The organism is Hydrogenophaga crassostreae (assembly GCF_001761385.1).
GTDB classification, from domain to species: domain Bacteria; phylum Pseudomonadota; class Gammaproteobacteria; order Burkholderiales; family Burkholderiaceae_C; genus Hydrogenophaga; species Hydrogenophaga crassostreae.
Map to the genome: position 1 here is coordinate 874,957 of NZ_CP017476.1, position 13,824 is coordinate 888,780.

Consider the following 13,824-nt stretch of genomic DNA (forward strand, 5'->3'; position numbering starts at 1 on the left):
CGGCGCTGCAGACATGGCGGGTATGGCGGTTTCCGGGGCTGTGCTGGGGCTTTCAGGCCTTGGCGCTCTGGCGGGCCAGTTCTTCCTTGGCGATGGCGTTGCGGTGTACCTCGTCCGGGCCGTCGGCGAAGCGCAGGGTGCGGGTGGAAGCGTAGGCCTTGGCGAGACCGAAGTCGTCGCTCACACCGGCGCCGCCGTGCACCTGCATGGCCCAGTCGATCACCTGCAGCGCCATGGCGGGCGCGGCGACCTTGATCATGGCGATTTCCTGGCGCGCCTGTTTGTTGCCGACCTTGTCCATCTTCCAGGCAGCGTGCAACACGAGGAAACGCGCCTGGTCGATCAGGATGCGCGACTCGGCGATGCGCTCGCGGGTGACGCCCTGATCGGCGATGCGTTTGCCAAAGGCGGTGCGCTGCGTGGCGCGCTTGCACATGTCTTCCAGCGCGCGCTCGGCGCGGCCGATGACGCGCATGCAATGGTGGATGCGGCCGGGGCCGAGGCGGCCCTGTGCGATTTCGAAGCCGCGGCCTTCGCCGAGCAGGATGTTGCTCGCCGGCACGCGCACATCGGTGAACTGCACTTCGGCATGGCCATGCGGCGCATCGTCGTAGCCAAACACCGGCAGGTGGCGCAGCACCTTGACGCCGGGGGTGTCCATGGGCACCAGAATCATCGACTGCTGCGAATGCTTGGGGGCTTCGGGGTCGGTCTTGCCCATGAAGATCATGATTTGGCAGCGCGGGTCGTTGGCGCCGGAGGTCCACCACTTGCGGCCGTTGATCACGTAGTCATCGCCATCGCGCTGGATGCTGGCTTCGATGTTGGTCGCGTCGCTGGAGGCCACGGCGGGTTCGGTCATGGCGAAGGCCGAGCGGATCTCGCCGGCCAGCAGGGGCTTGAGCCAGCGCTCTTTGTGTTCGGCGGTGCCGTAGCGCACGATGGTTTCCATGTTGCCGGTGTCGGGCGCGGAGCAGTTGAAGGGCTCGGAGCCGATGGGCGAGCGGCCCATGATTTCGGCCAGGGGCGCGTATTCGAGGTTGCTCAGGCCGGCGCCCATTTCCGACTCGGGCAGGAACAGGTTCCACAAGCCTTCGGCCTTGGCCTTGGCTTTCAGGTCTTCCATGACCTTGGGCTCTTGCCAGGGGTTGCCGGCGGCGCGGAAGGCGTCCATCTCCGCGGCGAACAGGGGCTCGGCGGGGTAAACATGCTCGGCCATGAAGGCTTTGACGCGCGCTTGCAGCGCCTGAACTTTGGGGGAGTGGTCGAAATCCATGGGGTGTGCCTGGTGAGAAATTGAGGAGGCGCGCAGCGCTTTAAGCGGTGCGCGCGGAAGAGGGCGCGAAAGGCGGGAAAGGCGGGAAAGGCGGGAAAGGCGGGAAGGCTCAGAGCGTTTGCGCCAGCGCCCAGGCCTGCTCGGCCAGCGGCCGCGCGCGCTTGCCGGTTTCGACCGCGCTGGCGTTGGAGGCGTTGCCTTGCTCGGCGCGCTTGGCGATGCCTTGCAGGATGCCGACCAGGCGGAACATGTTGAACACCAGGTAGTAGTTCCAGTCGGCCTCGGGCACCGGGGTTGGGCGGCCGGTGCGCTGCATGTAGAGGGCGCGGTAGTCGGCTTCCGAAGGAATGCCGAGCTCGGCCAGGTTGGCTTCACCCAGACCGCGCGAGCGCCCGGCGGGCATGCGCCAGGTCATGCAGTGGTAGGCGAAGTCGACCAGCGGATCGCCCAGGGTCGAGAGCTCCCAGTCGAGCACGGCCACGATGCGCGGCTCGGTCGGGTGGAAGATCACGTTGTCGAGCCGGTAGTCGCCATGCACGATGCGGCTCTGGCCTTCCGCGGGCATGTGTTGCGGCAGCCATTCCATCAGCCGGTCGGCGGCTTCGATGGGTTCGGTTTCGGCGGCCTTGTACTGGCGCGTCCAGCGGGCGACCTGGCGCTCCAGGTAGGCGCCGGGGCGGCCGTAGTCGGCCAGGCCGATGGCCGCGGGGTCCACGCCATGCAGCGCCGCCATCACGCGGTTCATCTCGTCGTAGTGCGCGCCGCGTTCGGCGGGCGAGAAGCCGGGCAGGGTCGGGTCCCAGAGGATGCGGCCTTCCACATGGTCCATCACATAAAACATCGAGCCGATGACGCTGGTGTCTTCACACAGGGCATGGGCTTTCGCCACCGGCACCTTGGTCTGGGCCAGTGCGCTGATGACGCGGAATTCGCGGTCCACCGCATGGGCCGAAGGCAGCAGGTCGCCCAGCGGTTTGCGGCGCAAGACGTAGCGGTGGCCGCTGGCGGTGAGCAGGTAGGTCGGGTTCGACTGGCCGCCCTTGAACTGGGCCACCGACAGCGGGCCTTGAAAGCCCGCGACGTTGGCGGTCATCCAGGCGGCGAGGCGGGTTTCGTCGAGCGCGTTGGCGGGCGCCACCGGCTGGGTGCCGGTGAACTGCGCTTGCACGTCGGTGGCGGCTTGCCCGCTCATACCGCGGAGCTGCCGCCGTCGACAGCGATGTATTGGCCGGTGATGTGGCGCGAGGCTTCGCTGGCGAGAAACACGACCGTGCCCATCAGGTCTTCGTCGCCGCCGATGCGCTTGAGGGGCGAGCGTGCGATCACAGCTTCGCCCAGGGTGTCGAGCAGGCCGGCCGACATCTTGGAGGGGAAGAAGCCGGGGCAGATGGCGTTGACGTTGATGTTGTACTGGCCCCATTCGCCGGCCAGCGCGCGGGTCAGGTTGATGGCCGCGGCCTTGGAGGTGTTGTAGGCCACGGTCTGCACGCCCGCGCCCATGCCCTTGAGGCCGGCCACGGAAGCGACGGTGATGATCTTGCCCTTTTTGCGCGGGATCATGCAGCGCTTGCCGACTTCGCGCGCCAGGAAAAACGGCGCGTTCACGTTGAGGTTCATCACCTTGTGCCAGGCTTCATCGGGGTAATCTTCGGCGGGCGCGCCCCAGGTGGCGCCGGCGTTATTGACCAGGATGTCGATCGGGCCGAGGGCGGCGATGACCTCGTCGACCAGAGCGGGAATGCGGTCGGTCTTTTGCAGGTCGCTGACGATGGTGACCACGGTGATGCCCTTGCTCTCCAGGTGCTTTTTGGCTTCGGCCAGTTCATCGGCCTTGCGGGCGCTGATCGCGACCTTGCAGCCCATTTCGCCCAGGGCTTCTGCCATTTGCAGACCCAGGCCGCGCGAGCCGCCGGTGACCAGGGCCACCTGGCCGTCGAGTTGGAACAGTTGTTTGACGCTCATGTTTGTCTCCGAAATAGGGAAATGTGGGGAATGGATCAGCAGACCTCGAACAGGCCGGCCGCGCCCTGGCCGCCGCCGATGCACATGGTCACGACCACGTACTTCGCGCCGCGCCGCTTGCCTTCGATCAGCGCATGGCCGGTCAGCCGCGCGCCGCTCACGCCGTAGGGGTGGCCCACTGCGATGGCGCCGCCGTTGACGTTGAGCAGTTCGTCGGGAATGCCCAGCTTGTCGCGGCTGTAGAGCACCTGGCAGGCAAAGGCTTCGTTGAGTTCCCACAGGCCAATGTCTTCCACCTTGAGGCCGGCGCGCTGCAGCAGGCGCGGCACGGCGTAGACCGGACCGATGCCCATTTCGTCGGGCTCGCAACCCGCCACAGCAAAGCCACGGAAGATGCCCAGCGGCTGGATGCCGAGTTGCTCGGCGCGCTTGCCGTTCATCACCACACAGGCCGAAGCGCCGTCGCTGAACTGGCTGGCGTTGCCCGCGGTGACCACGCCGCCGGGCAGGGCCGCTCGGATTTTGGACACGGCCTCGAGCGTGGTGTCGGGGCGGATGCCCTCGTCGGCATCGATGGTGACTTCTTTGCGGGTGATGCGGCCGGTGGCCTTGTCGACCACGCCCATGGTGGTGGTCATCGGCACGATTTCGTCTTTGAACTTGCCTGCGGCCTGGGCGGCGGCGGCGCGCAGTTGGCTGCGCACGCCGTATTCGTCTTGCGCCTGTTTGCTCACGTTGTACCGCTTCGAAACGGTCTCGGCGGTCTGCAGCATGTTCCAGTAGAGCTCGGGCTTGTGCTCGACCAGCCAGGGGTCGCGGCGCATGTGCAGGTTGGCTTCGTTCTGCACGCAGCTGATGCTCTCCACACCGCCGGCCACGATGGCGGGGCAGCCTTCGAGGATCACGCGCTGCGCGGCCATGGCGATGGTCTGCAGGCCCGAGGAGCAAAAGCGGTTCACGCTCACGCCGCCCACCGTCACCGGCAGGCCCGCGCGCAAGGCGATGGCGCGGGCGATGTTGCCCCCCGTCGTGCCTTCGCCGAAGGTGCCGCCCATGATGCAGTCTTCGATTTCGTTGGGGTCGATGCCCGAGCGGGCCACGGCGTGTTCGACCGCATGGCCGCCAAGCGTGGCGCCATAGGTCATGTTGAAAGCGCCTTTCCAGCTCTTGGCGAGACCGGTGCGGGCGGTGGAAACGATGACAGCTTCATTCATGGGAAATGCTCCAGAAAATAATGAGGTGGTGCGACCATGGTCGGAATCGGGAAGGGGCTCTCAACCCCAGGGCTCCCGAAGATCCGGCTCTGCCGGTCCAAGGGAGCGTCCCCCCACCGGGGGGAAGCCGCGCAGCGGCGCAGGGGGGGGGTTAAAAGCCCTTGCCTTCTTCAGCCAACTGGATGAGCAGCGGCGCGGGCTCCCACGACGCATCGGCGCCGGGCTCGGCGGCGAAGCGGCGCAGGGCGCGCACCACGTTGGCGAGGCCCACTTCGTTGGCGTAGCACATGGGGCCGCCGCGGCGGGCCGGGAAGCCGTAGCCGTTGAGGTAGACCAGATCGACATCGGAGGCGCGCACGGCGATGCCCTCGGCGAGGATGCGCGCGCCTTCGTTGACCAGCGCGTAGATGCAGCGCTCGACCACTTCTTCGTCGCTCACCTTGCGCGGGGTCACGCCCTTGGCGCTGCGGTAATCGGCGATGAGTTGGTCAATCAGCGGATCGGCCTGGGGTTCGCGCATGCCCGGCTCGTAGCGGTACCAGCCGGCGCCGGATTTCTGGCCGAAGCGGTCCATCTCACAGATCTTGTCGGCGATGGTGGGGTCGTGGGGCACGCCGGCTTCGGCGGCCTTGCGCTTGCGCGTGGCCCAGCCGATGTCCAGCCCGGCGAGGTCGCCCACGCGGAACGGGCCCATGGCGTAGCCGAAGCGTTCCATGGCCTTGTCCACTTGCTGGGGCGCGCCGCCCGCCACGACCATGGCGTTGGCCGCGGCGCCATAGCGCGCGAGCATGCGGTTTCCGATGAAGCCGTCGCACACGCCGGAGACCACGGCCACCTTCTTGATCTGCTTGCCCAGCGCCAGCGCCGTGGCCATCACGTCGTTGGCGGTTTTTTCGCCGCGCACGATTTCCAGCAGCTTCATGATGTTGGCGGGGCTGAAGAAGTGCAGGCCCAGCACGTCTTGCGGCCGCTTGGTGAAGCTGGCGATTTGGTTGATGTCGAGGTAAGAGGTGTTGGAGGCCAGGATGGCGCCGGGTTTGCACACCGCGTCGAGCTGGGAGAAGACCTTCTCTTTCACATCCATCTGTTCGAACACGGCTTCGATCACAAGGTCCACGTCTTCGAAGGCGGTGTAGTCGAGCGTGGGCGTGATCAGGGCCATGCGCTGCTCGACCTGCTCTTGCTTGAGCCGGCCGCGCTTGACGCTGTTCTCGTAGTTGCGGCGGATGGTGGCCAGGCCACGGTCCAGAGCGGCCTGCGCGGTTTCCAGCAAGACCACCGGCGTGCCGGCGTTGAGGAAGTTTATGGTGATGCCGCCGCCCATGGTGCCGGCGCCGATGACACCCACCGTTTTGATGGGGCGCAGCGGCGTGTCGCCCGGGATGTCGGGCAGCTTGCCGGCGGCGCGTTCGGCGGCGAACACGTGGCGCGCGGCGCGGGATTCGGGCGTGGCCATCAGGGCGAAGAAGGCGGCGCGTTCGCGCTTGAGGCCTTCGTCAAACGGCTGGGTGACCGAGTCGGCCACACATTCCACGCAAGCCAGCGGCGCGGGCAGGCCCTTGGCCGCCGTCTTGACGTTGTTGCGGGCGAATTGCAAAAAGGCATCGGCGCCGACGGCAGGCACCTTCACATCGCGCAGGCGGGGCAGGGCACCCGGTTCTTTCGCGGCGCGCTCGGCGAAGGCCACGGCGGCGTCCACGACGTTGGCCTCAGTCAGTTCGTTGACCAAAGCCGTGCCTTCGAAGCTGGCGGCTTTTTGCGGCGCACCCGAGACGATCATGTTCAGCGCGGCTTCCAGGCCGATGGCGCGGGGCAGGCGCTGGGTACCGCCGGCGCCGGGCAGCAGGCCCAGTTTGACCTCGGGCAGGCCGAGCGTGGCGTCTTTGTTGGCGACGCGGAAGTGGCAACCCAGGGCCAGCTCCAGGCCGCCGCCGAGCGCGAAGCCCGCGATGGCGGCGACCACCGGCTTGGCCGATTGCTCCAGCGCGCGGATCACATCGGGCAGGTTGGGCGAGGTGGACGACTTGGGTGTGCCGAACTCTTTGACATCGGCGCCGCCCGAGAAGATCTTCTCGCCGCCGGTGAGCACGATGGCGGTCACCGCCGGATCGGCCAGGGCGCGGTCGAGGCCGGCCAGGATGCCGCTGCGCAGCGCCAGGCCCAGGCCGTTGACGGGCGGTTTGTTGAGCGTGAGCACGGCCACCGGGCCGCGCAAGTTGTAGTCCACCGGGTTCATGGGGGTGTCTCCGTTGTTTTGGAATGGCTGAGGTCACGAGTTTTCGAATATTGAACTGCTGTGCAGAACCATATTCCGAATGCAAACCATGGTAGCCAGAGACGGCGCGAGCGTAAAGGTGGATTTCCCTTTGAGAGGGGCGTGGATGTCCCGCCCGCGTCTGGTGCGGTTGCGGCCGGGGCGGGCGGGGTTGGGTGCTTTTTTTGGCGGGGCGCAGGCCGGGCGGCTGTGCGCCAGGGCCGGGGCGGGCGGGAAGCCTGCGGTTGCAGGCGGATCGAATGGGCGGCGGTTGCGCGCTGCGGGGCGGCGCCTCGCGGGCGCTCAGACCGGCAGGGCTTCTTCGATGGCCCGCACCACCTGCAGCAGGCGGGGACGCACCTCATCCAGCAGGAATTTCGGCGACAGGTTGTAGGACGGGCCGCCCACGTTGACCGCCATGACCGGCAGGCCGTTGCCCGGGTCGAAGGCGCGGGCCACGCCGTTGACTTCCTTGTTCCAGTCGCCAAACGAGCAGGTGACGCCCAGCGTGCGGTAGTCTTCCAGCGCCTTGTCGATGCCGGTTTTGACATGGGGCCAGGCCAGGTCGTCCAGCCCGTGGATCTGTTCCATCGCTTCCAGGCGTTGCTCCTGGGGCACGGCGGCCAGCCAGGCGCGGCCCATGGCGGAGCTGGCCAGAGGCATGCGCGAACCGACGTCGAGCGTGAGCGTGAGGGCGGCACTGCTGCGGCAGTTTTCCACGTAGATCATGGACAGCTTGTCGCGCACGCCCAGCGAGACCGAGGCGCCGGAGAACTCGGCCAGCTCCTGCATCATCGGGCGGGCGATCTTGCGCACATCGAGCTTGTTGAGCAGCGCACTGCCCAGCGCCAGGCAGGCGGTGCCAAGCCGGTAGCGGCCGCTTTCCTGCACATGGATCAGGTAGCCGAGCTTGGTCAGCGTCATGGTCAGGCGCGACACGGTGGATTTGGGCAGCTTGCAGCGCTGGGCCAGCTCCTGGTTGCTCAGGGTGATCTCGCCGTGGCGAAAACAGGCCAACACCTCCAGGCCGCGCGCAAGGGCGGTCACGAAATGGCGGTCTTCCTTGGGCTTGCGAGCCTGTTTGGCCTCGCTGGGCGGGGGCGCGGCCCCCGATTGCTCCCCTTCGGGCGTGGCCCCGCTGTCTCTGGTTTTTGTTGTGCTCAAAATGGAACTCCGTTCTGCAAATGCTGCATGGCACTGTATGCGCATTCCAGCGCTTTCGGCTGGGGCTGGCAATGGGGGAAACCACCAAAGCCCGGGTGGCTGCGCGTTGCGGGCCTGGTCGTGTTCATGGGCCTGCTGCCTCGGGCGCGGACTCAGGCGTTCTGTGCGGCGAACTGGTCGCGCAGCTCGCGCTTGAGCACCTTGCCGATGGCGCTGCGCGGCAGTTCGTCCATGAAGACGAGGCCGGACAGGCGCTGGGTCTTGCCCGAGCGCTCGTTGTGCCAGCCGGTCAACTCGGCCTCGCTCGCCGCCGCATCCGCTGCGCGAACGACGAAGGCCACCGGCGTTTCGCCCCATTGCTCGCTGGGCACGCCAACCACCGCCACATCGACCACCGCCGGGTGCTGGCGCAGCAACGCTTCGAGGTCGCTCGGGTAAACGTTGAAGCCGCCGCTGATGATCATGTCTTTGCGCCGGTCCATGAGCACGAGGAAGCCGTCGGTGTCGAACCGGCCAACGTCGCCGGTGCGGATGAAGCGTTTGCCCGAGGCGTCGAACCATTCGGCTTCGCGGGTCTGGTCGGGCCGGCCGTGGTAGCCGGTCATCATGCCGGGCGAGTGGCCCACCACTTCGCCTGTTGCCCCTTCGGGCAGTTCCTGGCCGGCTTCGTCGATCAGTCGCATGTCGTGGCCCGAGGCACACTGGCCTACGGTGTGCAGCTTGTCGGGGTGTTCATGGGCGTTGAGGATGCAGGTGCCGCCGCCCTCGGTCATGCCGTAGAACTCGACCAGGCCGCCGGGCCAGCGTTTCACCACATCGGCCTTGAGGGCGGCGTGAAACGGCGCGCTGGTGCAGAACTTCACCTGAAAGGCCGAGAGGTCAAAGCTGTCGAAGTTGGGCAGGGCCATCAGGCGCTGGTACTGCACCGGGACGAGCATGGTGTGGGTGGTGCGCTGCTCGGCGGCGATGGCGGCGTAACGCGCGGCGTCGAACTTGGCCATCAGCCGCACGCAGCCGCCGAAGGCGATGGTCGGGAAAAAGACCACCAGGGTGGTGTTGGAGTAGAGCGGGGTCGACAGCAGGGTACGGCTTTCCGGGCTGTAACCGTAGCTGAGCCCGCGGCGCACGTGGGCCCAGCGCATGCCGTGCGATTGCACGATGCCTTTCGGTGTGCCGGTGGTGCCGGAGGAATAGATGATGTTGAACGGCCATTCGGGCTGCACCTCGACCGGGGCGGGCCGCGACCCGTCGGGCGCGAGCCAGGCGGCGAAGGGGGTGCCGCGCAGCTTGTCGTCGAGCCAGATCACGCGCGAACCTGGCAAACCGTCAGGAATCAGTTCGGCGGCGTGGCGGTCGACGAACAGCCATTGGGCGCCGGCGTCGCGCAGCATGGCATCGAAGTTGTCGCGGGTGACCGAAGGCGCGATCGGCGCCACGACCACGCCGGCCCGCAACGCACCCAGATAGAGCGCCGCATAGCGCACCGATGAGGCCGCGCAGATGGCGATGGCGTCGCCCGGTTGCAGTCCTTCTCGCTGCAAGGCAGCGGCGACGCGATCCATCAGGCTGTTGAGCGCTGCATAGCTCAGGGTTTGCGCGTTGTCGGCCAGCGCGGGGTGTTCGGGCCGTTGCCGGGCGTGTTCGCGCACGAGATCGGCGATGACGGTGAAAGGGGTGTCGGCGGTGAAGTTCAAGTCCATTCGGGGGTTCCTGTGGCGGGCCGTTGGGGCACATTGGTCTGGCCCATGGCGGTCCGTGTCGACCCAGGCGCGTGGCAGAACTTTAGCGGAATTTGGTTCTGCATTGCAGATTTTGAATCGCGAGAGCGACTGCAGGGGCGGCAGGCGGCTGCCTTGGGGTCGTGTTGAGCCAGGCCGTAGCGGCTTGTGCCTCTTTGGGTCGGGTGAGACGCCGCGTGACCAAATCCCGCCATGTCTGGGGGCGGGTATGGCGGCGCATGCCGCCTTGCAGTCCATCCCGGCGGCGACGCTCCCATTCGCAAGCCGGTGGTCTGCCGTGCCCGGGCGCCGGATCAGTAGTGCGGCGGAAGCTCGTCGCGCAGGCTGCGCGGTGCGGCGCTCCCCGGCTCGTCGCCTTGCTGGCGCAGGTTGCCCACTTCGCGCAAGAGCATGGCGATGTCTTGCTGCTGGTTGGCCACCAGTGTGTTGAGGGTGTCGAGCAGGTCTTCGGTGTAGCTCAGCTTGATTTCCAGCTCGGTCAGGCGCTCTTCGGTGCGCTGTTGCGGCAAGGTCGCTTCATCGCTCATGGCTTGGGGTCGTGTTCCAGAGAGGCCGAGTTCATGCAGTAGCGCAGGCCGGACGGGGTCGGGCCGTCTTCGAAGACATGGCCGAGGTGGGCGCCGCACTGGCTGCAGACGGTTTCGACCCGGGTCATGCCCAGGCTGCGGTCGGTGATCTCGGTGATGGCGCCTTCGATGGGCTTCCAGAAGCTGGGCCAGCCGCAACCCGAGTCGAACTTGGTACCGGCGTCAAACAGGTGGTTGCCGCAGCACACGCAGTGGTAGCTGCCGTCGGCCCAGACCTCTTCGTACTTGCCGGTGAAAGGGCGCTCGGTATGGGCGCGGCGGGTGATGTCAAACGCGCCGGGCTCGGCGCCTTTTTCGGCCAGGATGGCGCGCCATTCGGCATCGGTTTTCTGGATCGGGAAGGTCATGGGGGGCTCCTTGGGGCGGCGCTTTGGGGCGCGCTGATGGCCGTCATTGTCACCTGAATGACTGGACCTCACGCCGCGCATGGGCTATTCGGGTGTGCCCGTCTTGGAAGGCGCAGGCGTCTGGGGCATGATGGATAGAACCGCGTTTTTTTGCGCGTCGCAACCACAAGGAGAACACCCGATGCTGGGTCAAATGCAAAGCCAACCGCTGTTGATTTCTTCGCTGATCGTTCACGCCGAACGCCACCATGCCACCGGCGAAATTGTTTCGCGCCGGGTCGAAGGCGACATCCACCGCAGCAACTGGGGCGAGATCGCCCGCCGCTCGCGCCAGGTCGCGAATGCGCTGGATGGCCTGCACCTCTCCGCTGGCGACCGCGTGGCCACGCTGGCCTGGAACGGTTACCGCCATCTGGAGCTGTATTTCGGCGTCAGCGGCACCGGCCGCGTTTTGCACACACTCAACCCGCGCCTGCATCCCGAGCAACTGGCCTGGATCATCAACCACGCCGATGACCGCGCCATCTGTTTCGACATGACTTTCCTGCCACTGGTGCAGGCGGTGGCCAAACACTGTTCCGGCGTGAAACACTGGATCGCGCTGTGCGACGCCGACAAGCTGCCTGCCGACAGCGGCATTCCCGGCTTGCAGAGTTACGAAGCCTGGATGGGCGCTGCGCCGGATGCGTATGTCTGGCCCGAACTGGACGAAAACAGCGCATCGAGCATGTGCTACACCAGCGGCACCACAGGCAACCCCAAGGCAGCCCTGTATTCCCACCGCTCGACGCTGCTGCACACCTTCAGCGCGGCGCTGCCCGATTCGCTTTGCCTGAGCGCCCGCGATGCGGTGTTGCCGGTGGTGCCGATGTTCCACGTCAACGCCTGGGGCATCCCTTACGCGGCCGCGGCCACGGGCTGCAAGCTGGTGTTCCCCGGCCCGGCGATGGACGGCAAGTCGATCTACGAGTTGCTGGAGTCGGAAAAGGTCACGATGGCCGCGGGTGTGCCGACCGTGTGGCAAATGCTGCTGTCGCACATGCAGGCCGGCAACCTCAAATTCAGCACCATGACGCGCACGGTGATCGGCGGCTCGGCTTGCCCGCCGGCCATGATCCACGCGTTCAACGATACCTACGGCGTGACCGTGTTGCACGCCTGGGGCATGACCGAGATGTCACCGCTGGGCACGGTGGGCACGCTGAAAAACGACCAAATGTCCCTGTCCCCGGAAGAGCAGACCAAGATCTTGCTCAAGCAGGGGCGCACGGTGTTTGGCGTGGACATGAAGATCGTGGACGACGCGGGCGAAGAGCTGCCCTGGGACGGCAAGGCCTATGGCGATTTGCTGGTGCGTGGCCACTGGATCATCGCCAGCTACTTCAAGGGCGAAGGCGGAGATCCGCTGCGCTACGACGCCAACGGCAAGGGCTGGTTCCCGACCGGCGACGTCGCCACCATCGACCCGCAAGGCTTCATGCAGATCACCGACCGCAGCAAGGACGTGATCAAGTCGGGCGGTGAATGGATCAGTTCGATCGATGTGGAGAACATCGCGATGGCGCACCCGGCCGTGGCGATGGCGGCCTGCATCGGCATGAAGCACCCCAAGTGGGACGAGCGCCCGATCGTGGTGGTGATGAAAAAGCCGGGTGCCGAGGTCACGCGTGAAGAGCTGCTCGCTCATTACGAAGGCAAGATTGCGAAATGGCAAATCCCGGACGACGTGGTGTTCGTTGAAGCGATTCCGCTGGGCGCCACCGGCAAGATGCAAAAGATGATCTTGCGCCAACAGCTCAAAGACTACGTGTTGCCCACCGCCGGCGCTTGAGCAGCCGTCCGCCTGTGTCGCTGCCGCAGCCCCCGACCCGGGCAACTGCTGCCGGGGTGACAACCCGGCGGACCAGCCTGGGCTGGATGGTGGCGGGCATGGGGCTGCTGGCCACCATGCGTGCCGGTGCCGCCTCACCATTGGCCGGGGCATCGGTGCGCATTGCGTTCATCGATCCGCTCACCGGCCCGGCGGCCAACATAGGCCGAAATGGTTTGCGCACCTGGCAGTTCATGGCCGCTGCGCTTGGGGGTGACAACCATTCGGCGGGCGTGCGCATGACCGTTGCGGGCTTCGACAACAGGGGTTCACCGGAAGAAAGTCTCAACGCGCTGAAGGCCGCCATCGATCAGGGGTTCCGGTACATCGTTCAAGGCAACGGCTCTGGCGTGGCTTCGGCGATCGTGGACGCGGTGGAGCGCCACAACTTTCGGAGCCCTGAGCGAGCGGTGCTCTACATCAACTACGCGGCGATGGATCCGGTGCTGACCCAGGAAAAGTGCAGCTTCTGGCATGTGCGCATCGACGCCGACACGGTAATGAAGACGCAAGCGCTGGCCCGTTTCTTCGCGGCGCAATCCGGGCTTGAAAGCGTGTATCTGCTGAACCAGAATTACGCCCATGGCCAGCAGGTCTCGCAGCGTTTCAAAGCCGCCCTGACGCGTTTTGCGCCGCATGTGAAGGTGGTCGGTGATGAAGTGCACCCGCCTTTTCGGGGGCAGGACTTCTCTCCATTTGTGCAGCGCATTCAGGCTTCAGGTGCGCAGGCGCTGGTGACGGGAAACTGGGGTGTTGACTTGCAAGACCTGGTCACTTGCATGATCGACAAGAAGATCGAGACGCCGCTGTACGCCTACTACCCCAGCTTGCCCGGTGTACCCGTCGCGCTGGCAAATGCCCAACGCCGCTTCCCGGTCTATCAGGTGGCCTGTGGCCACACCAGTCAATCGGGCCCCCTGGCCGAACTGGTCCAAAAATTCCGGCGGGAAACCGGAGAGGATTTGGTGGTTTACGCGGCCTACGACGGTATCGCCATGCTGCTGCACGCCATGCGGTTTGCCGAATCCACCGACGCCGGGCGGGTGGCTGCCCGCATCAGTGGCATGTTGTTCAAGGGCTTCAATGGCCCGGTGCAGGTGAACCCGGAGGACCATCAGTTGCAGAAGGGCGTGTATGTGTCGCGTTGGCAAAAGGTCGATGCGACCTACCCGGTGTCGGCAGAAGCCACCGGGTACACCTTCGCGCCGCTGCAGTACTTTGAAGCCGCAGACATCAGCGAGCCGGTGGTATGCCGCATGCGGCGTCCTTAGGCGCTGTTGAAAGTGTTTCCGGTGCTTTCTTTTCGGGTGTTTTTTTCTGCGTGGACAGGGCCCCCTCAAGACCTGGACAGGCCAGCGAACCCGGCTGGTTGGCGGGCCTTCAGAACCCCGGTTTTCCTCGGGTGCGCTTG

Annotated in this window: 11 protein-coding genes; 2 read left to right on the forward strand and 9 right to left on the reverse strand. The window is 66.1% G+C overall.

What is annotated here, in order from left to right:
- Window positions 1-52: 52 nt before the first annotated feature.
- The 9 genes from LPB072_RS04190 to msrB all read right to left on the reverse strand — a co-directional run bounded on the left by LPB072_RS04190 (window position 53) and on the right by msrB (window position 10,543).
- On the reverse strand, window positions 53-1,276 hold the full coding sequence (locus tag LPB072_RS04190) for an acyl-CoA dehydrogenase family protein (protein WP_066091994.1): 1,224 nt from the start codon (window positions 1,274-1,276) through the stop codon (window positions 53-55).
- 109 nt (window positions 1,277-1,385) lie between these two features.
- A complete protein-coding gene (locus LPB072_RS04195) occupies window positions 1,386-2,468 on the reverse strand; it encodes a phosphotransferase (protein WP_066091996.1) in 1,083 nt (360 codons plus the stop codon).
- Window positions 2,465-3,238 (reverse strand): SDR family oxidoreductase, encoded by a 774-nt coding sequence (locus LPB072_RS04200; protein WP_066091999.1) that lies wholly within the window; start codon window positions 3,236-3,238, stop codon window positions 2,465-2,467. The genes LPB072_RS04195 and LPB072_RS04200 overlap by 4 nt, the downstream gene beginning before the upstream one ends.
- A 35-nt stretch (window positions 3,239-3,273) precedes the next feature.
- Complete coding sequence (locus LPB072_RS04205) at window positions 3,274-4,452, reverse strand: acetyl-CoA C-acyltransferase (RefSeq protein ID WP_066092002.1); 1,179 nt, start codon at window positions 4,450-4,452, stop codon at window positions 3,274-3,276.
- A 151-nt stretch (window positions 4,453-4,603) separates the two neighbouring features.
- Complete coding sequence (locus LPB072_RS04210; RefSeq protein ID WP_066092005.1) at window positions 4,604-6,688, reverse strand: 3-hydroxyacyl-CoA dehydrogenase NAD-binding domain-containing protein; 2,085 nt, start codon at window positions 6,686-6,688, stop codon at window positions 4,604-4,606.
- A gap of 321 nt (window positions 6,689-7,009) precedes the next feature.
- Entirely contained in the window at window positions 7,010-7,753 is a 744-nt protein-coding gene (locus LPB072_RS04215) for an IclR family transcriptional regulator (protein ID WP_066092620.1), read from the reverse strand.
- A 269-nt stretch (window positions 7,754-8,022) separates the two neighbouring features.
- Window positions 8,023-9,570: a class I adenylate-forming enzyme family protein gene (locus tag LPB072_RS04220; RefSeq protein ID WP_066092008.1), complete on the reverse strand. Its 1,548-nt coding sequence runs from the start codon at window positions 9,568-9,570 to the stop codon at window positions 8,023-8,025.
- Between the two features lie 332 nt (window positions 9,571-9,902).
- Window positions 9,903-10,136: a SlyX family protein gene (locus LPB072_RS04225; RefSeq protein ID WP_066092011.1), complete on the reverse strand. Its 234-nt coding sequence runs from the start codon at window positions 10,134-10,136 to the stop codon at window positions 9,903-9,905.
- Window positions 10,133-10,543: a peptide-methionine (R)-S-oxide reductase MsrB gene (gene msrB, locus LPB072_RS04230; protein WP_066092623.1), complete on the reverse strand. Its 411-nt coding sequence runs from the start codon at window positions 10,541-10,543 to the stop codon at window positions 10,133-10,135. Before msrB ends, LPB072_RS04225 begins: the two co-directional genes overlap by 4 nt.
- Before the next feature lie 181 nt (window positions 10,544-10,724).
- On the opposite strand from msrB, the gene LPB072_RS04235 reads away from it, so the two are divergent.
- Both LPB072_RS04235 and LPB072_RS04240 read left to right on the forward strand, forming a co-directional pair.
- The gene (locus LPB072_RS04235) at window positions 10,725-12,374 is read left to right on the forward strand and encodes a 3-(methylthio)propionyl-CoA ligase (protein WP_066092626.1); all 1,650 of its coding nucleotides are present in this window, start codon (window positions 10,725-10,727) and stop codon (window positions 12,372-12,374) included.
- Complete coding sequence (locus LPB072_RS04240) at window positions 12,371-13,684, forward strand: ABC transporter substrate-binding protein (protein WP_157559231.1); 1,314 nt, start codon at window positions 12,371-12,373, stop codon at window positions 13,682-13,684. Before LPB072_RS04235 ends, LPB072_RS04240 begins: the two co-directional genes overlap by 4 nt.
- The last annotated feature ends 140 nt before the right edge of the window (window positions 13,685-13,824 follow it).